The organism is Streptacidiphilus sp. EB103A (genome assembly GCF_041261405.1).
Classification (GTDB): domain Bacteria; phylum Actinomycetota; class Actinomycetes; order Streptomycetales; family Streptomycetaceae; genus Streptacidiphilus.
Map to the genome: position 1 here is coordinate 234583 of NZ_JBGCAQ010000011.1, position 23320 is coordinate 257902.

The 23320-nt window shown below is 71.7% G+C and carries 18 protein-coding genes; 14 read left to right on the forward strand and 4 right to left on the reverse strand.

What is annotated here, in order from left to right:
* Positions 1–275 precede the first annotated feature (275 nt).
* Entirely contained in the window at positions 276–2219 is a 1944-nt protein-coding gene (locus ABH941_RS20050) for a long-chain fatty acid--CoA ligase (RefSeq protein WP_370130780.1), read from the forward strand.
* Positions 2220–2240: 21 nt separating this feature from the next.
* Here the strand turns inward: ABH941_RS20050 and lepB are convergent, their stop codons facing one another.
* Positions 2241–3104 (reverse strand): signal peptidase I, encoded by an 864-nt coding sequence (gene lepB, locus ABH941_RS20055; protein ID WP_370130781.1) that lies wholly within the window; start codon positions 3102–3104, stop codon positions 2241–2243.
* Between the two features lie 109 nt (positions 3105–3213).
* Between lepB and hemW the strand changes: the two genes are divergently transcribed.
* The 5 genes from hemW to ABH941_RS20080 all read left to right on the forward strand — a co-directional run bounded on the left by hemW (position 3214) and on the right by ABH941_RS20080 (position 10279).
* Complete coding sequence (hemW, locus tag ABH941_RS20060; protein ID WP_370130782.1) at positions 3214–4443, forward strand: radical SAM family heme chaperone HemW; 1230 nt, start codon at positions 3214–3216, stop codon at positions 4441–4443.
* Positions 4444–4528: 85 nt separating this feature from the next.
* A complete protein-coding gene (locus ABH941_RS20065; RefSeq protein WP_370130783.1) occupies positions 4529–5089 on the forward strand; it encodes a SigE family RNA polymerase sigma factor in 561 nt (186 codons plus the stop codon).
* Positions 5089–5892: a hypothetical protein gene (locus tag ABH941_RS20070; protein WP_370130784.1), complete on the forward strand. Its 804-nt coding sequence runs from the start codon at positions 5089–5091 to the stop codon at positions 5890–5892. Before ABH941_RS20065 ends, ABH941_RS20070 begins: the two co-directional genes overlap by 1 nt.
* Positions 5893–6006: 114 nt before the next feature.
* Positions 6007–8592: a pectinesterase family protein gene (locus ABH941_RS20075; protein ID WP_370130785.1), complete on the forward strand. Its 2586-nt coding sequence runs from the start codon at positions 6007–6009 to the stop codon at positions 8590–8592.
* Between the two features lie 10 nt (positions 8593–8602).
* Positions 8603–10279 (forward strand): rhamnogalacturonan lyase B N-terminal domain-containing protein, encoded by a 1677-nt coding sequence (locus ABH941_RS20080; RefSeq protein WP_370130786.1) that lies wholly within the window; start codon positions 8603–8605, stop codon positions 10277–10279.
* Positions 10280–10299: 20 nt separating this feature from the next.
* On the opposite strand, the gene ABH941_RS20085 is transcribed toward ABH941_RS20080, so the two are convergent.
* The 3 genes from ABH941_RS20085 to htpX are packed head-to-tail and all read right to left on the reverse strand — an operon-like array spanning position 10300 to position 12665.
* Positions 10300–11118, reverse strand: coding sequence for a DUF3097 domain-containing protein (locus ABH941_RS20085; protein ID WP_370130787.1), 819 nt, complete (start codon positions 11116–11118; stop codon positions 10300–10302).
* The gene (locus ABH941_RS20090) at positions 11115–11699 is read right to left on the reverse strand and encodes a hypothetical protein (RefSeq protein WP_370130788.1); all 585 of its coding nucleotides are present in this window, start codon (positions 11697–11699) and stop codon (positions 11115–11117) included. Before ABH941_RS20090 ends, ABH941_RS20085 begins: the two co-directional genes overlap by 4 nt.
* A gap of 45 nt (positions 11700–11744) precedes the next feature.
* The gene (gene htpX / locus ABH941_RS20095) at positions 11745–12665 is read right to left on the reverse strand and encodes a zinc metalloprotease HtpX (RefSeq protein WP_370130789.1); all 921 of its coding nucleotides are present in this window, start codon (positions 12663–12665) and stop codon (positions 11745–11747) included.
* Between the two features lie 213 nt (positions 12666–12878).
* On the opposite strand from htpX, the gene hrcA reads away from it, so the two are divergent.
* The 8 genes from hrcA to ABH941_RS20135 all read left to right on the forward strand — a co-directional run bounded on the left by hrcA (position 12879) and on the right by ABH941_RS20135 (position 23272).
* Complete coding sequence (hrcA, locus tag ABH941_RS20100) at positions 12879–13910, forward strand: heat-inducible transcriptional repressor HrcA (RefSeq protein WP_370130790.1); 1032 nt, start codon at positions 12879–12881, stop codon at positions 13908–13910.
* A 42-nt stretch (positions 13911–13952) separates the two neighbouring features.
* Entirely contained in the window at positions 13953–15098 is a 1146-nt protein-coding gene (dnaJ, locus tag ABH941_RS20105) for a molecular chaperone DnaJ (protein WP_370130791.1), read from the forward strand.
* A 34-nt stretch (positions 15099–15132) separates the two neighbouring features.
* The gene (locus tag ABH941_RS20110; RefSeq protein WP_370130792.1) at positions 15133–15876 is read left to right on the forward strand and encodes a 16S rRNA (uracil(1498)-N(3))-methyltransferase; all 744 of its coding nucleotides are present in this window, start codon (positions 15133–15135) and stop codon (positions 15874–15876) included.
* Between the two features lie 260 nt (positions 15877–16136).
* Positions 16137–19391, forward strand: a complete 3255-nt coding sequence (locus tag ABH941_RS20115) for a PDZ domain-containing protein (protein ID WP_370130793.1) — start codon at positions 16137–16139, stop codon at positions 19389–19391.
* Between the two features lie 217 nt (positions 19392–19608).
* Positions 19609–20850 carry a 26S protease regulatory subunit gene (locus tag ABH941_RS20120; RefSeq protein WP_370130794.1) on the forward strand — a complete coding sequence of 414 codons (1242 nt, stop codon included), beginning with the start codon at positions 19609–19611 and terminating at the stop codon, positions 20848–20850.
* A complete protein-coding gene (locus ABH941_RS20125; RefSeq protein WP_370130795.1) occupies positions 20847–21902 on the forward strand; it encodes a tetratricopeptide repeat protein in 1056 nt (351 codons plus the stop codon). The genes ABH941_RS20120 and ABH941_RS20125 overlap by 4 nt, the downstream gene beginning before the upstream one ends.
* A 58-nt stretch (positions 21903–21960) precedes the next feature.
* Entirely contained in the window at positions 21961–22335 is a 375-nt protein-coding gene (locus ABH941_RS20130; RefSeq protein ID WP_370130796.1) for a histidine triad nucleotide-binding protein, read from the forward strand.
* Positions 22336–22342: 7 nt separating this feature from the next.
* Positions 22343–23272, forward strand: coding sequence for a ribonuclease Z (locus ABH941_RS20135; RefSeq protein WP_370130797.1), 930 nt, complete (start codon positions 22343–22345; stop codon positions 23270–23272).
* Positions 23273–23320: the final 48 nt, after the last annotated feature.

The following is a 23320-nucleotide window of genomic DNA, read 5'->3' on the forward strand; positions in this document are numbered from 1 at the left end:
GGGAGAGCGCTTACAGGCAGAGCATAGACACAATCTGCGTACGCCGTACCCGGTTTTTTCGGGCGCAGGCAGGGCATCGCTTCAGGACCGCCATCCTAGGTTCCTTACTTGTCGACCGGCAAGCAACTTTGCCCCTGGCTGAACCGCAGGTCGGACCGTTATGAGGGCTCCCCCCTTACGCACAGGTCCGGAACGTCCTACTCTGATCGTTGCCCGCTAGTTACTCGTGAGTTAACTACTGTTTCGGCCCGGCCGCAGGGCCCTCGGAGGTAGCCGTGAGCCCCACCCCCACTCCCGCCCCCACCGCAGTGACCCCGCAAGCGACGTCGCTGATCGACAACCGCCCCGACTCGGTGGCCCAGCTGTTCCTGTCCCGGGTGGCGGAGACCCCCGACCGGGTCGCCTACCGCTACCCGGTGCCGGTGGACGAGCACGCGGCCGACGGCGCGCCCGGTGCGGAGCAGTGGCGCACGATGACCTGGGGCCAGGCCGCGGAGCAGGTCACGACCATCGCGGGCGGCCTGATGGCGCTGGGGATCCGTCCCGAGGAGCGGGTCGCGATCTCCTGTTCGACCAGGATCGAGTGGATCCTCGCCGACCTCGGCGTGATGTGCGCCGGAGCGGCCGTCACCGCGGTCTACCCCAGCACCAACGCGGACGAGACCGCCTACATACTGGCGGACTCCGGCAGCCGGGCGGTCATCGCCGAGGACGGCGTCCAGCTCGCCAAGATCCTCGGGGTGAGCGGGCAGCTGCCCGAGCTCAGGTACATCGTCACCGTCGACGGCAGCAGGCCGGACGAGTCGCAGCCGGCGCCGGAGGGCATCGGGGTGCTGACCTTGGCCGAGCTGGAGGAGCGCGGCGCCGCCCACCTCAAGGAGCACCCCGATGCGGTCACCTCCACCGTCGCGGCCATCGACCGCGAACAGCTGGCCACCCTGATCTACACCTCGGGCACCACCGGCCGCCCCAAGGGCGTGCGGCTGGTCCACGACTGCTGGTCCTACCAGGCGGCGGCCCAGTCCAGCACCGGGCTGCTCACCGCCGACGACGTCCAGTACCTGTGGCTGCCGCTGTCGCACGTCTTCGGCAAGACGCTCACCTCCGGGCACATCCAGCTGGGATCGGTCACCGCGGTGGACGGCCGGGTGGACCGGATCATCCACAACCTGCCGGTGGTCCAGCCGACCTACATGGCCTCGGCGCCGCGGGTGTTCGAGAAGGTCTACAACGGCATCGCCGGCAAGGCCCGGGCCGAGGGCGGCGCCAAGTACAAGATCTTCCTCTGGGCCGCCAAGGTCGCCCGCGACTACGCCCGCACCGGCCAGGAGTCGCTGACCGCGACCGGCACCCGCTCGGTCCCGCTCGGGCTCAGGCTCCAGCACGCCGTCGCCGACAAGCTGGTGTACGCCAAGATCCGCCAGGCCTTCGGCGGACGGATGCGGGCCTGCGTCTCCGGCAGCGCCGCGCTGGCCCCCGAGATCGGCTACTTCTTCTCCGGCGCCGGCGTGCACATCCTGGAGGGCTACGGCCTCACCGAGTCCAGCGCCGGATCGACCGTCAACCCCGGCGAGGACTACCGCATCGGCACCGTGGGCACCCCGCTCCCGGGCACCGAGGTGCGGATCGCCGAGGACGGCGAGGTGCTGCTGCGCGGACCGGGCGTGATGCGCGGCTACCACAACCAGCCCGAGAAGACCGCCGAGGTGCTGGAGAGCGACGGCTGGTTCCACACCGGTGACATCGGCGAGATCGACAAGGACGGCTTCGTCAAGATCACCGACCGCAAGAAGGACATGTTCAAGACCTCCGGCGGCAAGTACGTGGCCCCCAGCGAGGTCGAGGGCAAGTTCAAGGCGGTCTGCCCGTTCGTCAGCAACATCCTGGTCATCGGCAACGGCCGCAACTTCTGCACGGCGCTGATCACCCTGGACGAGCCGGTCATCATGCCGTGGGCCGGGGCCCACGGCATGACCGGGAAGTCCTACGCCGAGGTCTGCTCCTCGCCGCAGGTGCACGAGCTGATCGACGGCTTCGTCCAGCGCCTCAACGGCGACCTGCAGCGCTGGCAGACCGTCAAGAAGTTCACCGTGCTGCCGCGGGACCTCGACATCGAGCACGGCGAGCTCACGCCCAGCCTCAAGGTCAAGCGCCCGGTGGTGGAGCGGGAGAACGCCGACGCCATCGCGAAGATGTACGAGGGCGCCAACGAGGCCTGACGGCTCGTCGGTTCAGCACGGTCAGTCGGTCGCCGCCGGGGAGGACGATCCGTCCCGGCGGCGGCGCAGCCACAGCGTCAGCGGGATCGCGCCGGCCAGGGCCGTCAGGCCGGTGAGGGCGTAGGGGGCGGCGCTGCCGTGCTCGGCCGGCAGGGCCCGCTGGTTGAAGGTCGACGGCACCGACAGGGTGGCCCAGTGACTGACCGGCCAGGCCACCACGAACGCCCGGCCCACCACGTCCTTCAGCGGGACCAGGCCGCCGCCGGTGTTGTGCAGCCGCTGGTAGCGGGAGTCCTCGGAGTCGTTGCGGTGGTCGCCCATCACCCAGAGGTAGCCGGAGGGGATCGTCACCGTGCCGACCGGGTCGTTGTCGCAGGGCGTGGCCCCGGGGTAGAGGTAGGGCTCGCTGAGGGCCACCCCGTCGACCGAGACCGGTGCGCCCGCGTTGCACACCACGGTGTCGCCGCCGACCGCGATCACCCGCTTGATCAGGTCCGCCTCGTCGGCCGACGGCATCAGCCCGATCCAGCTGAGCGCCGACTGCAGGCCGCGCACCGTCGCGCTGCTGCTGGGCTTCGGCAGCTCGGACGGGTTCAGCCAGTTCCCGGGGTCGTGGAAGACGATCACCTGGCCGCGCTGCGGGGTCACCCCGAGCCAGGGGCTGAACTTGTCCACCAGTACCCGGTCGTTCCGCACCAGCGCGTTGTTCATCGAGTCGGAGGGGATGGAGAAGGCCTGCACGAAGAAAGTCTTGATCACCACGGACAGCACCAGCGCGACCAGGATGAGCAGCGGCAGCTCCTTCCACAGCGGCCGGCGCGGACGCCCCGCCGGTCCGGCCGTCCCCCGCTCCGCCGACACCCCGCCCGCAACCTGCTGGCCCATCGCCACGCCCCCTCCGATACCCGCCACACCCATCACCCCAACGAGCGGGAGTTCCCGGCCGCACCGGACGGCGCCGCAGGGGTGGTCCGCGATGCCGGACAATGGGCGCATGCCCTCCGCACTTCCCGACGGCGAAGCCGTCCCCGCCGACGGGGCCCTGCCCGAGCACGCGCTGAGCGAGCTCGGACGGCGGCCCTTCGGCTTCTACGTCCATGTCCCGTACTGCGCCACCCGCTGCGGGTACTGCGACTTCAACACCTACACCGCCACCGAGCTGCGCTCTTCCGGGGCCGTCGCCTCGCAGGACACCTACGCGGACAATCTGGTCGCCGAGATCCGGCACGCCCGCCGGGTCCTCGGCGACGCCGAGCTGCCGGTCGAAACGGTGTTCCTGGGCGGCGGGACGCCCACCCTGCTGCCGGCCGCCGACCTGGTCCGGATGCTGGCCGCGATCAGGGCGGAGTTCGGGCTCGCCGACGGGGCCGAGGTCACCACCGAGGCCAATCCGGAGTCGGTCGACCCGGCCTATCTGGCGGAGCTGCGCGAGGGCGGCTTCAATCGGCTGAGCTTCGGCATGCAGAGCGCCCGCCCGCACGTCCTGGAGCTGCTGGACCGCCGGCACACCCCGGGCCGTCCCGAGGCCTGCGTCGCCGAGGCCAGGGCGGCCGGGTTCGAGCACGTCAACCTGGATTTGATCTACGGCACCCCGGGGGAGAGCGATGACGACTGGCGCGCCTCGCTGGAGGCGGCGCTGGGCGCGGAGCCGGACCATGTGTCGGCTTATGCGCTGATCGTCGAGGAGGGCACCAGGCTGGCGGCCCGGATCCGCCGCGGCGAGATCCCGATGACCGACGACGACGTGCACGCCGACCGTTACCTCATCGCGGAGGAACTGCTCAGCGCCGCCGGTCTCGACTGGTACGAGGTCTCCAACTGGGCCAGCACTCCCGAGGCCCGCTGCCGCCACAACGAGCTCTACTGGACCGGCGCGGACTGGTGGGGCGCCGGCCCCGGCGCGCACAGCCATGTCGGCGGCGTGCGCTGGTGGAACGTCAAACACCCTGCGGCGTACGCGCAGGCGCTCGCCGAGGCGCGCACCCCGGCGCAGGGACGCGAGCGGCTGACGGACGAGGACCGTCGGGTGGAGCGCATCCTGCTGGAGCTGCGGCTGTCCGAGGGCTGCCCGCTCGACCTGCTGCTCGAAGCCGGACGCAAGGCCGCCGACCTGGCCCTGGCCGACGGGCTGCTCGCGGCAGGGCCGTTCGCCGCCGGGCGGGCGGTGCTGACGCTCCGTGGACGGCTGCTGGCCGACGCGGTGGTTCGGGATCTTACGGACTGAGACCGGTGGACTGAGCGCGTGACGGGATCCGCTACTGTTTCTCACTTGTTGTCCTATGGTGCGACAAGAGCCGGGAGGGGCTGGGGTGGCTTTCGGTACGACGACACCGCGCAATGCCACCACCGACGCGGCGTTCCACGCGTTCTTCGAGCAACGCCACCGCGAGCTGTCCCGCCTCGCCTACCTGCTCACCGGTGAGGCCGACGCCGCCGACGACCTCGCGGCCGAAGCGCTGCTGGAGGTCTGGCGGCACTGGGACCGGGTCAACGCGGCCGACAGCCCGGCGGCGTACGCACGCGGTGTGCTCGCCAACCTCTGCCGCAACCGCATCCGCAGGCTCACCCGCGAGCGGGCCGGGCTGCGCGGCTGGGGCGCGCTGTGGCGGGACCGGGAGTCGGTCGACGCCGCGGACGTCCCGGCCGTCGTCGACGTCCGCGGCGCGCTGCGCCGGCTGCCGCACCGGCGGCGGGCCTGCGTGGTGCTGCGCTACGCCTTCGACCTGTCCGAGCGTGAGACCGCGGCGGCGCTGGGTATATCGGTGGGCACGGTGAAGAGCCAGACGTCCCGGGGCGCCGCGCAGCTCGCCGAGCTGCTGGCCGGACGCCCTGAGGCACAATGGCTCGTCGCGGCAGGGGAGGAGGGCTGATGTCCCGGCAGAACGAGCAGCTGAACCTGGAACGCCTCGGCGCCGTGCTGCGCGCCGAGGCGGACGGCCACCAGCCGGACCGTGCGGCGATGCTGGCCAGGATCGAACGCGGGCAGTTCAGCGCGCCCGCGCCGGCACGCGGTCGGCGCAGGCGGACTTCGCGGCGGAGCGGTCTGCGGCTCGCCGGGATCGTCATGGCCAGCGCGGTCGGCTTCGGTCTGAGCGTCGCCGGCACCTGGGCGGCGGTCGGGGTGTTCAGCGCTCCCGCGCCGACGGAACCGGTGGTCACCGTGGTCTCGCCGAGTCCCTCGGAGAGTGCCGCGCCAACGCCGACGCCGCCCATGCCCACGACGTCCGGCTCCCCGTCCACGCCGTCGGTTTCTGCTGGGGCTACCCGGGTCCAGCAGGGATTCCTCTGGTCGGACGGCTCCATCGACCCGTACAGCACGACCGGTTGGTCGCAGAGCGACATCACGCTCAAGAACCACTACACCGTCACCGCGCTGGACGTGAAGGTCACCCTGGCGTTCACCCCCGGTCTCGCCAGCACCGGCTCCTGGTCCACCGTCCCGGCCGCCGACCTGGTCACCACGGTCACCAAGCAGGGCGGCACCCTGGTCTACGAGTTCAGCCTGAAGCCGGGAGCGACCCTGGCCCCGGGCACCTATGTGTTCGCCGGCCAGTACAACCACGCCGCCGTCGGCCGCGACGCCGGCGGGGACAGCTACCGGGCCACCGCCACCGGCCATGGCTCCTCCGTCGAGGTCTACGGGAACTTCGCGGCGACCCACCCGAACGGCTGAAGAAAAGGTTCGGCGAACCGGGCAACCTTTTGCGGGAGTCGAACCACTGAGCGGTAAAGGCACCACCGATGCGCCGGTGGTGCCGCCCCGACCCCCGTACGAAGGGCCGCTCCGGTGCCATCCCACAGCCGAACTCCCCAGCAGCAGCACCGCCGTTCCCGCACCACCCGACGCCTTCTCGCGGCGGGCAGCGTGCTGGTCGCGCTCGGCGGCGCGGCGGCCGTGCCGCTGTTCGCGGACGCGGCGAGCACGTCCACCGCCTCCACCCTCACCGTGGCCAAGGACGGCAGCGCGAAGTACACCACCGTGCAGGCCGCGGTGAACGCGGCCAAGGCCGGCGACACCATCAGCATCGCCAAGGGCACCTACAAGGAGACGGTGAACGTCCCCTCCGGCAAGACCGGGCTGAGCATCATCGGCGCCACCGGCAACGCCGAGGACGTCGTGATCAGCTACGGCAACGCCGCGGGCACGACCAAGTCCGACGGCTCCAGCTACGGCACCCTCGGCAGCGCCACCGCGACCTTCGCCGCCGCCGGGATGACCGTGGCGAACGTCACCATCACCAACTCCTTCTCGAAGGCCGCCCATCCGACCGTCGCCAACGGCCAGGCCGTGGCCCTGGCGGCGGAGGGCGACAAGCAGGTCTACCGGAACGACCGGTTCATCGGCCACCAGGACACCCTGCTGGCCTGGTCGCCGAGCGCCACCGCGCAGACCCGGCAGTACTTCAGCTCGGTCTTCATCAAGGGCGACACCGACTTCATCTTCGGCAACGCCACCGCGGTCTTCGACCACGCCAACATCCAGGCCATCGACGAGGGTGCGGCGGCCGGCGGCCTCAACGGCTTCATCACGGCGGCCAACACCGAGTCGTCCAAGACCTACGGCTTCCTGATCAGCAACAGCACGGTCTCCAGCAGCGCCGCCGCCAACACCTACTACCTGGGCCGCCCCTGGCACCCGACCAGCACGGCGGTGGCCCAGGTGGTCTTCCGCAACACCGTGCTGCCGGCCGCGGTCAAGAAGGCCACGCCCTGGACCGACATGAGCGGATTCTCCTGGACCTCGGCGAGGCTCCACTCCTACCTCAACACCGGTGCGGGTGCGGCCACCAATGCCAGCACCCCGCAGCTGACGGCGGCTCAGGCAGCCGACTACACCGTGCGGAAGTACCTGGCCGGCACCGACGGCTGGAACCCGACCGTGACCGCCGGCGGCAGCGCATCAGCGACCGCGACCGCGGTTGCGACCGCCACCGCCACGCCCACGACGGCTCCCACCGCGACGGCGTCAGCCAGTGCCACGGCCGGCGGCTCGGGCGTCTCCGTCGGCGCCACCGGTGACACCCGTACCGTCACCCAGCCGACCGTCCCCGGCACCGTCTGCGCCACGGTCAGCTCCACGCTGGCCATGAGCGGCCGCCTGTCCACCACCGCCAACGAGACCACCCCGCCGGACACCGCCCGGATCCAGTCGGCGCTGAACTCCTGCGCGCAGACCGGCTCGGCCACGGTCGCGGTCAAACTCACCGCCCCCGACAGCAGCCACAACGCCTTCCTCAGCGGCCCGTTGACCGTCCACAAGGGGGAGGTGCTGCTGCTGGACAGCGGAGTCACCCTCTACGGCTCGCGCAATCCCGCGAGTTACCAGATCAGCGGCAAGTCCACCTGCGGCACCCTGTCCAGCTCCAACAACGGCTGCTACCCGCTGATCACCGTGTCCGGCGCCAACGCCGGTGTCGAGGCGGTCCGTTCGAGCAACGGCAGCCAGGGCCGGATCGACGGCCGCGGTGACCAGACCATGCTGGGCAGCAGCACCACCTGGTGGGGTCTGGCCACGGCCGCGCAGTCGGCCGGCAAGAACCAGAACAACCCGCGGCTGATCCAGGCCAACAGCTCCGACAACTTCACCCTCTACGACATCGACCTGGTCAACTCCACCAACTTCCACGTGGTCTACAACGGCGGCAACGGCTTCACCGCCTGGGGCGTCCGGATCCACACCCCGGCCACGGCCCGCAACACCGACGGGATCGACCCGGCCGGCGCCACCAACGTCACCATCGCGGACTCCTACATCCAGGACGGCGACGACGGCATCGCCATCAAGGGCGGCTCGAAGGCCAGCAGCAACATCACCGTCAAGGACAGCCACTTCTACGGCACCCATGGCATCTCCATCGGCTCGGAGACCTACAGCGGCGTCACCAACGTCCTGATCGAGAACAACACCGTGACCGGGACCGACAGTTCGGGAACGGCCAGCGGCAGCAGCACCGGACTGCGGATCAAGTCCTCGGCGGCCAGCGGCGGCAAGGTCTCCCAGGTCGGCTACCTCAACAACTGCCTGACGGCGGTCAAGGCCCCGCTGGTCTTCGACACCCACTACTCCTCGGGCAGCGGCTCCTACACCCCGTACTTCACCGGGATCGTCATCAACGGGCTGAGGTCCACCAGTTCGGTGAGCGGCGCCAAGTCCACCCTGGTGGGCCTGAACGCCGGCTACCCGCTGGGCCTGACCCTGGCCAACGTCAGCCTGGACACCACCGCCGCCACTTCGTCCTACGCGACCGTCGGGCTCTACAACAGCAACCTCAGGCCCAGCGGCACCGGGGTCGGCGCCAGCACCAGCACCAGCCCGATGGCCGCCGCCGGCTCCGTTCCCAGCTGCACCTTCCCCAGCTACCCGACCCTGTGAGGATCTGGTCATGAGCAACCCCAAGCACCGGCTCGGCCGTCGGGAGCTCCTGGTCCGCGCGGGCGGGGCGAGTCTGGCGCTGGGCGCGGCAGGAGCCGGCGTCGGCTCCTATCTCGCCTCGGCCCAGGCCGCCCCCGCCGCCTTCGGCTACACCGACGACGGCAGCTACTACACCGTCACCACCGGTGGCGGACTGGTCTTCAAGGTGCACCGGACCAACGGCGACCTGACGTCGCTGGTCTACGACGGCACCCAGTACCAGGGCTACGGCGGACAGAACTCCCAGGTGGAGTCGGGCTTGGGGAGTTCGGCCGTCAGCATCGCGCAGAGCGCGGGCACCATCCTGATCACCGTGGTGCACGGAACCATGCACCACTACTACGCGGCCCGCAGCGGCGAGAACAACGTCTACATGTGGACCAACAAGGCGGACGCCTCGATCACCGCCACCCGCTACATCGTCCGGGTGCGGCCGGGCCTGTTCCCCAACAACAACCCCGACAGCTGGGACAGCGCCACCGACACCCTCATCGAGGCCCAGGACATCCGGGTGAAGCCGGACGGGACCACCCGCTCCAAGCACTACTCCAACCAGCGGGTGATCGACTACGACTACGTCGGCTGGTGCACCGGCTCGGTCGGCATGTGGATGGTGCGCAGCAACCACGAGAAGGCCTCCGGCGGCCCTTTCTACCGGTCGCTGATGCGCCATCACTACACCGACGGGGCCGGGCTCTACGAGATCCTGCACTACGGGGAGAACCAGACCGAGGCGGAGCGCTTCGGCCTGCAGGGACCCTACGTCCTGGCCTTCACCGACGGCGGTGCGCCGGCCGCCTCGCTGTACCACGACCGGCTGGACACCTCCTGGGTGGACGGCCTGGGCCTGGTCGGCTGGACCGGCCGTGCCGGACGCGGCCGGGTGACCGGGGTGGGCATCACCGGGCGGGACACCGCGGTCCCGTACACCGTCGGCTTCGCCAACAGCGAGGCCCAGTACTGGGCTTCGGCGAGTGCGGGCAGCGGCTACTTCTCCTGCACCGGAATGCTGCCGGGGACCTACGCCTACACCGTCTACAAGGGTGAACTGGCGGTCCACACCGGATCGGTGACGGTCACCGCGGGTGGCACGACGATGCTCCACACGATCGCGGTCACGGCCGACCCCAGCGACTCGGCCGCGATCTGGCGGATCGGCGACTGGAACGGTGCGCCGACCGGGTTCAAGAACGCCGCGCTGATGACCTGTGCCCACCCCTCGGATGTCAGGGCGGCCGCCTGGACCGGGAGTTACACCGTGGGCACCTCCGCCACCAGCGCCTTCCCGGCGTACCAGTGGCGGGACGTCAACGACGGCCTGCTGGTCGACTTCACCCTGACTGCCGCCCAGGCCGCGACCGCGCACACGCTCACCATCGGGATCAGCACGGCGTTCCTGAACGGCCGCCCCAGGGCCACGGTGAACGGCTGGACCTCGGCGATTCCGGCTGCCGTCAGCGAGCCCGCCACCCGCTCGCTGACGGTGGGCTCCTACCGGGGCAACAACCACAGCTACAGCTGGACCGTCCCGGCGAGCGCGCTGAAGACCGGCGCCAACACCCTGCGGATCGACGTGGTCAGCGGCTCCACCGGGACCGGCTACCTGAGCCCCGGCTTCGCCTACGACTGTGTGGAACTGCTGGCCTGATCACTCCTACTGACTGACCGTCACGAAGTCACAAAATCGATGAGCTCCTCGACCCGGCCCAGCAGGGCCGGGTCGAGGTCCTTGAAGGAGTTCACCGAGGCGAGGATGCGCTTCCAGGCCGCCGGGGTGTCCACCGGCCAGCCGAGGCGGCGGCAGACGCCCTCCTTCCACTCCTCGCCGCGGGGCACGTCCGGCCAGGCCGCGATGCCCACCGAGGCGGGCTTCACCGCCGCCCAGACGTCGATGTAGGGGTGGCCGACGACCAGCACGTCGGCGCCGCTGACCCGGTCGGCGATCCGTGACTCCTTGCTGCCCGGCACCAGGTGGTCCACCAGTACGCCCAGCCGCCGCCCCGGTTCCGGCGCGAACCCGGCGACGATGGCCGGCAGGTCGTCGATGCCCTCCAGGTACTCCACCACCACGCCCTCGATCCGCAGGTCGTCGCCCCAGACCCGCTCGACCAGCTCGGCGTCGTGGCGACCCTCGACGTAGATCCGGCTGGGCAGCGCCACCCGCGCCCGCACGCCCTGGACCGCCACCGAGCCCGAGGCCGTCCGGGACGGGGCGACCGGCGCCGGCGGGGCGACCGATCCGGGGCGCACCAGGGTGACCGGCCTGCCGTCCACCAGGAAGCCGCTCGGCGTCATCGGGAAGACCCGCAGCCTGCGGTGCCGGTCCTCCAGGGTGACGGTGAAGCCCTCGGCCGTCTTCTCGCAGCGCACCACGGCGCCGCAGAACCCGGTCACCACCTCCTCCACCACCAGGTCCCGCTCGGCGGGCAGCTCGCGGGCGGGGGTGGAGCGCTTCCAGGGCGGGGTCAGATCGTAGGTGCGGGTCACAGGCCGGGCGCTCCCCAGACCGGGAACCAGCGGGTCAGGTCCTGCTCGACCCGCAGGTCGTTGCCGAGCATCGCCTTGATCTCCAGCTCCAGCGCGTTGTCGCGCCGCTCCCCGCCGCCGGGCCTGGGGGCGAAGGGGTAGAAGCTGCCGCGCTTGTAGATGTAGACCAGCGCGAGCGGACGGTTCTGGGCGTCGGTGAAGTTCACCAGCGAGCAGAGCAGCTGCGGGCCGAAACCGGTGCTCTCCAGCGCCGAGTTGATCGCATGGACGTCGTTGACCAGCGAGACGATGTCCTCGGGGGGCTGACGGACGGTCATCCAGGAGTAGCCGTAACTGTCCCGGCTCGACTCGATGGCGATGCCGCCGCGTGCGACATCGGCGTCGAGCAGCGCCTGCACGTCCTGCTGGACCTGGGCGAAGGCGCCGCCTTCCACGGAGGCGAAGCACACCGAGCCGACGCCGGTGGGCTTGAACCCGGCCGCCGCCTCCAGGGTGATCGCCGCCGAGGGCAGCCCGAACAGCTGGTCGAGGTCGGGCTTCACGGGCTTGGTGCGGCCGAGCAGGGCGTCCAGGAAGCCCATGGGTTCGCTCCTCAGAGGGCAGGCGTGCTGGGGGACTGGGAGGGGTTACTGACGGCCCAGCTCGGCGCTGATCCGGCCGAGCTGCTCCAGGCGCTTCTCCAGCGAGGGGTGGGTGGAGAAGGCCTGGCTGGCGGCCTGGCGGGCGGAGACCGCCGGGGCGAAGTAGAAGGCGTTGAACGGCTGGGCCCGGCGCAGGTCCTGGGTGGGGATCGCCGCCATCTGGCCGCTGACCTTGGTGAGCGCGGAGGCCAGCGCCGAGGGGCGGCCGGTCAGCAGCGCGGCCGAGCGGTCGGCGGAGAGCTCGCGGTAGCGGGAGAGCAGCCGGGTCAGCAGGAAGCTGAGGGTGTAGACCACGGCGCTGACGCCGATGACGATCAGGGCCGCCACAGCGGTGTTGTCGCCGTCGCGGTCGTCCCGGCTGCTGAAGCCGCCGAACAGGCCGAACTGGAGCCCGACCCGGGTGATGATCCCGGCCAGCACACCGAGGAAGCCGGCGATGGTCATCACGGCCACGTCCTTGTGTGCGACGTGGGACATCTCGTGCGCCAGCACGCCCTCCAGCTCCTCCGGCTCCAGCCGGCGCAGCAGACCGGTGGTGACGCACACCACGGCGTTCTTCTCGTTGCGTCCGGTGGCGAAGGCATTGGGGATGTCACTCTGGGCGACGGCGACCTTGGGCTTCTGCATGTCCGCGAGCGTGCAGAGCCGGTCCACGGTGCCGTGCAGCTCGGGGTAGTCCTCCGCGGAGACCTCGCGGGCCCCCATGCTGAAGGCCGCGATCTTGTCGCTGAACCAGAACTGGGCGATGAACAGGCCGCCGGCGATGATCACCACAAACGGCCAGGCGCCCTTCAACAGCACGATCAGTGCGCCCACGAACACGACGTACAGCAGGCCGATGAAGAACATCGTCGCCAGCATCCGGCTCGTCAGCCCGCGGTCCGGTGCGAAGCGTGTCCTGGCCATGGCCCCTCCTCGAAAATGTGCGTGCTATCCAATTCTGCCCTGTTCGGGCCTACCAACAGGTACGTACGGGACGGCCCAGGCGTTCCGGTCGCGTACCCTCGCGCCTTACACTGGCCGGACAGCTCCTGGCACTCCTTCATCCAGAGTGCCAGTTCTGGCCAGAGAGTTCCGCCCGGCGCCCGGCAGGACCGGTAGGTAGGAGGTGCGTGCCCCGTGCTTGAGGAGCGCAAGCTCGACGACCGCAAGCTGGCGGTTCTGCGTGCCATCGTCCAGGACTATGTCGGCACCGAGGAGCCGGTCGGTTCCAAAGCGTTGGTGGAACGGCACAATCTCGGCGTGTCGCCGGCCACGGTGCGTAACGACATGGCGACGCTGGAGGACGAGGGCTACATTCACCAGCCGCACACCAGTGCGGGCCGGGTGCCGACCGACAAGGGCTACCGACTCTTCGTCGACCGGCTCACCGAGGTGAAGCCGATGTCCGGGGCCGAGCGCCGGGCGATCGGCAGCTTCCTGGACCACGCCGTCGACCTGGACGACGTGGTGGCCCGCACGGTACGGCTGCTGGCGCAGCTGACCCGGCAGGTCGCGGTGGTGCAGTACCCCTCGCTGTCCCGCTCCACGGTCCGCCACGTCGAACTGGTCGCGCTGACGCCGACCCGGCTGATGCTGGTGCTGATCACCGACACCGGTCGGGTCGAGCAGCGGCTCATCGACTGCCCCACGGCCGTCGGCGAGACCGTTCTCGCGGATCTCCGCTCCCGGCTGAACACCAGGGCCGGCGGGCAGCGCTTCGTCGAGGTGCCGATCCTGCTCCAGGACCTGCCCGACAGCTTCGAGCGGGAGGACCGGGGCACGGTCACGGCCGTCCTCAGCACCCTGTTCGAGGCGCTGGCCGAGCAGACCGAGGAGCGGGTCGTGATCGGCGGCTCGGCCAACCTGACCCGCTTCCCGCACGACTTCCCGCTCACCATCGCCCCCGTACTGGAGGCGCTGGAGGAACAGGTGGTCCTGCTGAAGCTGCTCGGGGAGACCGCCGACGCGGGCATGATGGTTCGGATCGGTCATGAGAACGCCTACGAAGGGCTGAATTCCACGTCGGTCGTGTCGGTGGGCTACGGTTCGGGCGACGAGACCGTCGCCAAACTGGGCGTGGTCGGGCCGACGCGGATGGACTACCCGGGCACCATGGGCGCCGTCCGGGCGGTGGCACGATACGTCGGTCAGATCCTGGCTGCGTCCTAAGCAGTCCCAAGCCCTGGAAACGAAGACAAGCGGAGCATTTTGGTGGCCACGGACTACTACGCGGTACTCGGCGTCCGGCGTGACGCGGGTCAGGACGAGATCAAGAAGGCGTTCCGCCGACTGGCGCGCGAGCTCCATCCGGACGTCAACCCCGACCCGAAGACCCAGGAGCGGTTCAAGGAGATCAACGCCGCCTACGAGGTCCTCTCCGACCCCAACAAGCGGCAGGTCTACGACCTCGGCGGCGATCCGCTCTCCGCGAGCGGCGGCGGCGCGGGCCCCGGCGGCTTCGGCGCCGGCGCGGGCTTCGGCTTCAGCGACATCATGGACGCCTTCTTCGGCGCGTCCGGGGGCCAGCGCGGGCCGCGCTCGCGCACCCGGCGCGGCCAGGACGCGATGATCCGGATCGACATCGACCTCGAAGAGGCCGCGTTCGGCACCACCAAGGACATCCAGGTCGACACCGCCGTCGTCTGCACCACCTGCAACGGCGAGGGCGCGGCCCCGGGCACCTCCGCGCAGACCTGTGACATGTGTCGCGGCCGCGGCGAGGTGTCCCAGGTCACCCGGTCCTTCCTGGGCCAGGTCATGACCTCCCGCCCCTGCCCGCAGTGCCAGGGCTTCGGCACGGTCGTGCCCACCCCCTGCCCGGAGTGCGCCGGGGACGGCCGGGTCCGCGCGCGGCGCACGCTGACCGTCAAGATCCCGGCCGGTGTCGACAACGGCACCCGGATCCAGCTCGCGGGCGAGGGCGAGGTCGGCCCCGGCGGCGGCCCGGCCGGCGACCTCTACGTCGAGATCAGCGAGAACGCCCACTCCACCTTCCAGCGCCGCGGCGACGACCTGCACTGCACGGTCACTTTGCCGATGACGGCGGCGGCGCTCGGCACCAAGGTCCCGCTGGAGACCCTGGACGGCACCGTCGAGATCGACGTCCGGCCCGGCACCCAGTCCGGCCAGTCCATCCCGCTGCACGGACGCGGCATCACCCACCTGCGCGGCGGCGGACGCGGCGACCTCATAGTGCACGTCGAGGTGCAGACGCCCAGCAAGCTCGACCCCGAGCAGGAGGAGCTGCTGCGGCGGCTGGCCAAGCTGCGCGGCGAGGAGCGCCCCAAGGGGACCTTCGCGCCCGGGCAGCAGGGCCTGTTCTCCCGCCTGAAGGACGCCTTCAACGGTCGCGCCTGAGCGCCCGTCAGCACAGTTCTGGAGTAGGTACGGCATGACAGCCCCGGTGTTCGTCGTCGACAGCGCGCAGCTGGCCCCGGTCGGGGCGGTGGTGCGGCTGGACGGCCCCGAGGGCCGTCATGCCGTCGCCGTACGCAGGCTCACCGTGGGCGAGCCGGTGGTGCTCGCGGACGGCGCGGGAGCGGCCGTTTCGGGCTCGGTGGTGGGGGTGGTCGGCAAGGACGTGCTGGAGGTCCGGGTCGACGCGCTGCTCACCGAACCCGAGCCCGCGGTGCGGGTGGTGGTGGTCCAGGCGCTGCCCAAGGGGGACCGCGGGGAGCTCGCGGTCGAGCTGATGACCGAGGCGGGCGTGGACGAGGTGGTGCCCTGGGCGGCCTCGCGCTGCATCACCCAGTGGAAGGGCGAGCGCGGGGCCAAGGCCCTGGCCAAGTGGCGCGCCACGGCACGGGAGGCGGGCAAGCAGTCCCGCCGCCTCCGCTTCCCGGTGGTCCGCGACCCGATGACCACCCGTCAGGTCGCCGAACTCCTCTCCGGCGCGGCCCTCGGTGCGGTCCTCCACGAGGAGGGTTCCCTGCCCCTGGCTACGGCGGAACTCCCCACCAAGGGCGACATCATCCTGGTGGTGGGCCCCGAAGGCGGCGTCTCCCCCGAGGAGCTCGCCCACTTCGCAGCCGTCAATGCCGCCCCTTACCGCCTGGGCCCGTCAGTCCTCCGCACCTCCACGGCAGGCGTGGCGGCAGGCTCGGTCCTCCTCGCCCGCACCGGTCGCTGGGCCTAGAGCACCCCTGACGGACCGTAGTCGGCTTGTCGCGCAGTTCCCCGCGCCCCTACACGTTTGCAACTGGCCCAGTTGCACTTGCTCAGGGGCGCGGGGAACTGCGCGAAAAACCCACGCTGACCCGCACTCACCCACCGGCCTCAGCCACAATCCCACCCAAGGGGCGCGGGGAACTGCGCGAGAACCCCGCTCCAGCCCGCACGTATCGCCGTCAGCCAAAACCCCGTTCCACTGTCCGGGGTGACAGCTAGGGTGACCGCGTGACTCAAGCCGACAGCTACCTCCGTTACCCCCACATCCAAGCTGACCTGGTCACCTTCGTGGCCGAGGACGACGTCTGGCTCGCCCCGGTGGCCGGCGGCCGCGCCTGGCGGGTGAGCGCCGACCAGGTCCCCGTGGCCCGCCCACGGATCTCGCCGGACGGCGAGTGGATCGCCTGGGCTTCGACCCGGGACGGCGCACCGGAGGTGCACCTCGCACCAGCCGACGGCGGCCCCTCGCGGCGGCTGACCTACTGGGGCAGCCAGCAGACCACAGTGCTGGGCTGGACCGCCGACGGCGAGGTCCTCGCCCTGAGCTCGGTCGGCCGGATGTCGCGCGCACACCCCTGGGCCTACGCCGTCCCCCTGGACGGCGGCCCGGCCCGGGAACTGCAGTACGGCCGTGTCGGCGGCGTCGCCGCCGAACCCGGCGGGGAGCGCGTCCTGCTGTCCAGCGCCGGAATGGGCCGCGAGCCCGCCCACTGGAAGCGCTACCGGGGCGGCACCGCCGGCAAGCTGTGGATCGGCACCGAGGGCGACTTCAGCCGCCTGCACGCCGACCTCGACGGCCGTGCCAACATCGACTCCCCGATGTGGGTCGGCGACCGTGTCGCCTTCCTGAGTGACCACGAGGGAGTCGCCCAGCTCTGGTCCAGCCTGCCCGACGGCTCCGACCTCACCCGCCACAGCGACCACGAGTTCTACGCCCGCAACGCCTCCACCGACGGCGCCCGGGTGGTCTACCACAGCGGCGGCGAGCTCCACCTGGTCGAGGACCTGACGGATGGCGCCCCGCCCCGCCGTCTGGACATCCGCCTCGGCGGCCCGCGGGTCGACCGCCAGCCGTACCCGATCAACGCCGCCCGCCACCTCGGGCGCATCTCCCCGGACGCCGGGGCCCGGGCCAGCGTCATCGAGGTCCGCGGCAGCATCCACCAGGTCACCCACCGGGACGGACCGGCGCGTACGCTCTCGGCCACGCCGGGCGTGCGCAACCGTCTGCCGCAGGCGCTTCCTGACGGCGGGTCGGTCTGGGTCACCGACGCCGAGGGCGAGGACGGGCTGGAGTTCTCCGACGGCCGCCGGGTCGCCGTCGGCGCCCTGGGCCGGGTCGAGGAGCTCACCGCCTCCCCGGACGGCGCCACCCTCGCCGTGGCCAACCGCGACGGCCTGGTGCTGCTGGTCACCGTCGCCGACGGCGCCGTACGCGAACTGGACCGCAGCGGCGCCGCGCAGGCCAGCGGCCTCGCCTTCGCGCCGGACTCGCAGTGGCTGGTCTGGTCCCACTCGACCAACTCCGAGGAGGTGCCGCGCCAGCTGCGGCTGGCCCAGCTCCCCGAGGGCACCGTCACCGAGCTGACCCCGCCCCGCTTCAACGACTACGCGCCGACCTTCACCACCGACGGCAAGCACCTCGCCTTCCTGTCGATGCGCGACTTCGACCCGGTCTACGACGAGCACGTCTTCGACCTGTCCTTCCCGCTCGCCTGCCGCCCCTACCTGCTGACTCTGGCGGCGGACACGCTCTCCCCGTTCGGCCCGCAGCCGCTGGGCCGCGCCCTGGGCAAGGGCGACGACAAGGACGACGACGCCGGCTCGGCCTCGGCCAAGGACGCGGGCGAGGACACCGCCGACAGCTCCGCCGACGACGGCGACACCGGCGACACCGACGCTCCCGACCGCACCCGGCTCGACCTGGAGGGCCTCTCCGACCGGATCGTCCCGTTCCCGGTGTCCAGCGGCCGCTACACCCATCTGCGCGCCGTCAAGGGCGGCGTGGTGTGGCTGGAGCACCCGCTCACCGGCGAGCTGGGCAATGCCAAGGCCACCCCGGAGGGCGAGGCCGAGCGCAGCAGCCTGGAGCGGTTCGACTTCGGCACCCGCCGGGCCGAGACCCTGGTCGACGAGCTGGACCGGTTCGCCGTCAGCGGCGACGGCAGCCGCCTCGCCGTGGTCGACCGCGGCGAGCTGCGGATCGTCCCGGCCGACCGCAGGGTCGGCAAGGACGAGCAGGACGACGCCGTAACCGTGGACCTCTCCCGGGTCCGGGTCACCGTCGACCCCGCCGCCGAGTGGCGGCAGATGTTCGACGAGACCGCCCGGCTGATGCGTGACAACTTCTGGCGCGTCGACATGAACGGCATCGACTGGACCGGCATCCAGGCCCGTTACCGCCCGCTGGTGGAACGGGTCGGCAGCCACAGCGACCTGGTCGACCTGCTCTGGGAGCTGCAGGCCGAGCCGGGCACCTCGCACGCCTACGTCCAGCCCGCCGGCCAGGGCGTGGCGGGCAACCGCCGCCAGGGGCTGCTCGGCGCGGACCTGGTCCGCGACCCGGCCGGGGTGTGGCGGGTCGCCCGGGTGCTGCCCGGCGAGTCCTCCGACCCGGCGGCCCGCTCGCCGCTCGGCGCGCCCGGTGTCAGCGTCCGGGCCGGTGAGTCGGTGCTGGCCGTGGACGGCGTCCCGGTGGACAGCACCGCGGGACCCGGCCCGCTGCTGGTCGGCACGGCCGGCAAGCCGGTGGAACTGACGATCGGTCAGGCCGACGGCGCGGGCGAGGCGACCCGTACCGTCGTGGTGCTCCCGCTCGCCACCGAGGAGCCGCTGCGCTACCACGACTGGGTGGCCGGCCGCCGGGCCCACGTCCGCGAGCAGTCCGGCGGGCGCCTCGGCTACCTCCACGTCCCCGACATGGTGGCCAACGGCTGGGCGCAGATCCACCGCGACCTGCGCGCCGAGATGGCCAGGGAGGGCCTGATCGTGGACGTCCGGGAGAATCGCGGCGGCCACACCTCACAGCTGATCATCGAGAAGCTCAACCGCCGGATCGTCGGCTGGGACCTGGTCCGCACCAGCCCGCCGGTCGCCTACCCGATGGACGCCCCGCGCGGCCCGCTGGTGTCGGTGGCCGACGAGTTCGCCGGATCGGACGGCGACATCGTCAACGCCGCCTTCCAGGCCCTCAAGCTGGGCCCGGTCGTCGGCGTGCGCACCTGGGGCGGAGTCATCGGCATCGACGGCCGCTACTCCCTGGTGGACGGCACCGGGGTCACCCAGCCCCGCTACGCCTTCTGGCTGGACGGCTACGGCTTCGGGGTGGAGAACCACGGCATCGACCCCGACATCGAGGTGGTCTGCACCCCGCAGGACTGGGCCGCCCGCCGCGACCCCCAGCTCGACGAGGCCATCCGCACGGCGCTGGCCGCGCTGGAGCGGAACCCGGCTGCGGTGCCGCCGCCGATCCCGGGGCTGTAGGGCCCGTTTTCGGCTGCGGATTGTGCATGGCTTGTCGCGCAGTTCCCCGCGCCCCTGGGTAGCTGCAACTGAACCGCAGTGGGGAAGTTGCAGCCCCCTAGGGGCGCGGGGAACTGCGCGACCAGCCATGCACGGCCCGCACCCGAAGAACTCGTTCGCCCACGGGGCGATCCCCCCGCCCCGCAACGGGGTTGACCGGCCGGTTAGGGTCAGCGGCATGGCTGAAGACACTCCGCTGATACGCAGTCTGCGCTCCGCCGTCGAGGCGGCCCCGGCGGATGTCCCGCTGCGCCTGCATCTTGCGGCGCTGCTGCTGGACGACGGCGAGTCCGATCAGGCCGTCACCCAGATCGCCGCGGCGCTCCAGCACGAGCCCGGGAGCGCCGAGGCAAGGAAGTTGATGCTGCGCGCGATGGGCGCCCCCGCGCCCGACACCGCGCCCCCGCCGTCGCCGACCGATCCGCCGCCCGTCGTCTCCTTCGACTGGGCCTCGGCCGAGCAGCAGCTCAGCGACACCGTCCAGCCCCGCTTCGTCGAGCCCGCCGCGGCCGACGGTGAGGACGACCCCGGCGAGGAACCGGCCTGGGACATCGAGAGCAGCCACGTCGTCCTCGCCGACGTCGGGGGCATGACCGAGGTCAAGAAGCGGCTCGAAGCGGCCTTCCTCGCCCCCATGCGCAACCCCGAACTCCGGCGCCTGTACGGCAAGTCGCTCCGCGGCGGCCTGCTCCTCTACGGTCCGCCGGGCTGCGGCAAGACCTTCATCGCCCGTGCCGTGGCAGGGGAGTTGGGCGCGAAGTTCCTCTCCGTCAGCCTCAGCGACATCCTCGACATGTACATCGGCCAGTCCGAGCGCAACCTCCACGACGTCTTCGCCGCCGCCCGCGCCAACGCGCCCTGCGTGGTCTTCCTGGACGAGATCGACGCCGTCGGCGGCAAGCGCAGCAGCATGCGCCACAACGCCATGCGCGGCACCGTCAACCAGCTGCTGCTGGAGCTCGACGGCGCACAGTACGACAACGACGGCGTGTTCGTCCTCGCCGCCACCAACTCGCCCTGGGACGTGGACACCGCGCTGCGCCGCCCGGGCCGCCTGGACCGCACCCTGCTGGTGCTCCCGCCGGACCAGGAGGCCCGCGAGTCCATCCTGCGCTACCACCTGAGGGACCGTCCGATCGAGGGCGTCGAGCTCTCCAAGCTGGCGAAGAAGACCGACGGCTGGTCCGGCGCCGACCTGGCCCACCTCTGCGAGACGGCCGCGGAGGCCGCCCTGCTGGACTCCGCCGCCAGCGGCAGGGTCCGCATGATCGGGATGCCCGACCTGCTGGCCGCGGCCAAGGAGGTCAGGCCCTCCATCGAGTCCTGGTTCACCGCCGCCCGGAACGTCGCCATGTTCGCCAACGAGGGCGGCACCTACGACGAACTGCTGGCCTTCCTGAAGCGGACCCGCCGCCTGTGACCACTGCGGACCGGGTGACCCGGGCCCGTGCGCTGATGGACCTCGGCCGCCACGACCAGGCCCGCGGACTGCTCGCCGAGGCCCTCGCCGAGGTGCCGGGGGACGCCCAGGCCTGGTCCGCGATGGCTCGCTGCTGCTACCGCACCGACGACTTCGAGGCGGCCCTGCACGCGGCCGACCAGGCGCTGGCGCACAATCCGGCGCTCGCCGCGGCCTGGCGCTGGCGCGCGCTCTCGCTGGCCGAGCTGAAGCGCTGGCAGGAGGCCCACCGCGCCGCGTCGGAGGCGGTCAGCCGCGAGCCGCTGAACTGGTCCGGGCACATGATCATGGCCCGGGGGCTGCTCGCCGACCCCGGCCGCGGCGGCGACGACCGGCGCGCACGGGAGGCCGCGCACCGCGCCAGGGAACTGGCCCCGCACGAGGCGGAGACCCACTTCTACGCCGGCCGGGTGGCCGAGCGCGCCGGACACCAGGACGAGGCCGAGGCCTGCTACCGGGAGGCGCTGCGGCTCAACCCCGAGCAGCGCTCCGCCAGGAACCAGCTCGCCCTGATCCAGATGCGACGCGGCGAGAACTACGCGGCGGCCCAGGGCTTCGCCGCCGTCGCCGCCTCCGCCAAGGGCGCGGAGCTGGGCATCCACAACCTCAAGGTCGTCGCGGTGCGGCTGATCTCCAAGGCTCGCTGGATCTCGGTCGCGGCCCTGGTCGTCGCCGAGGTGGGCGTCATCGCCGTGCCCCACGGCGGCTGGGTGGTGCGGGGCGCGCTGATGGCCGTCCTGCTCGCCGGCTGGGCGGTCTGGGCGGTCTGGGCCGCCCGCCAGGTACCGCCGCAGCTCCGGGGTCCGCTGCTGCGCACCGTCCGCGGCAGCGCCTACGTCCTGCTGGTCCTGCTCGGCGTCGCGGCCTTCTCGCTGGCCGCCTTCGCGCTGCTGCTGGTCCCGGCCCTGGCGTCGTACTGGGGCGAGATGGTGTTCGCCGCGGTGGCCGTCCAGTTGACCGCGCTGCGGACGGCGGCGGTGCTGGTCCAGCGGGCGAAGCGGCGGGTGGAGTGAGCGGATGGAGTGACCGGGCTACGATGCGGAGGACCGCAACGAGCACGAGGAGCGCGACGTGTCGGGTGAGCCGCAGGCGGACTGCCTGTTCTGCAGGATCGTGGCGAGGGAGATCCCGGCGACCGTGGTCCGGGAGACCGGGACCACGCTGGCGTTCCGCGACATCAACCCGCAGGCCCCCACCCATGTGCTGGTCGTCCCCAAGGCGCACTACCCGCACGCGGCGGCCCTCGCCGAGGCCGAGCCGGTCCTGGCCGGCACGCTGCTGGCCGAGGCCGGCCGGGTCGCCGAGGAGGAGAAGGTGGCCGAGTCGACCGGCGGGGCCGGCTACCGACTGATCTTCAACACCGGTGCCGGCGCCGGTCAGACCGTGTTCCACGCACACGTCCACGTCCTCGGCGGCGGGGACGGGCTGCGCGAGAAGCTGGTCTGACCACCGGATGTCGCAACGCGAGCTGGTGGTGCTGGGGACGGCCAGTCAGGTCCCCACCCGGCACCGCAACCACAACGGCTACCTGCTGCTCTGGGACGGCGAGGGACTGCTGTTCGACCCGGGCGAGGGCACCCAGCGGCAGCTGCTGTACGCCGGAGTCAGCTCGCACGCCGTCACCCGGATCTGCGTCTCCCACTTCCACGGCGACCACTGCCTCGGCCTGCCCGGCATCATCCAGCGGATCAACCTGGACCGGGCACCGCATGCCGTCAGCGCCTACTACCCCGCCTCCGGCCAGCAGTTCTTCGACCGGCTGCGCCACGCCAGCGCCTTCCACGAGACCGTCGAACTGCTGCCCGAACCCATCGCCGCCGCGGGTGAGCTCAAGGCCGCAGGGGCACCGTTCATCCTCACCGCCGAACCCCTCTCCCATCCGGTCGAGTCCTTCGGCTACCGCCTCACCGAACCCGACGGGCGCCGCATGCTGCCGGACCGGCTGGCCGCCCACGGCATCGCCGGACCGGCCGTCGGACGGCTCCAGCGGGACGGCGCGCTCACCCTCGACGACGGCTCCACGGTGACCCTCGACCAGGTCAGCGAGGTGCGGCAGGGCCAGAGCGCGGCCTTCGTGATGGACACCAGGCTGTGCGAGGGGGTCGCCGCACTGGCCCAGGGAGTCGACCTGCTGGTCATCGAGGCCACCTTCCTGGAGCCGGAGGCCGCCCTGGCCCGCGACCACGGCCACCTCACCGCCGCCCAGGCGGCCCGTGCCGCCGCCGAGGCGGGCGTGCGCACCCTGGTGCTCACCCACTTCTCCCAGCGCTACCCCGACACCGCCGGCCACCTCGCCGAGGCCCGGCAGCACTTCGACGGCGAGATCGTCCTCGCCGAGGACCTGCTGCGGGTCCCGGTCCCGCCGCGGCGGCACGATGTCTGAACAAAACCACTGGCGTCGCCCGCGCCACGGGCGGACCATCGTTCTCTC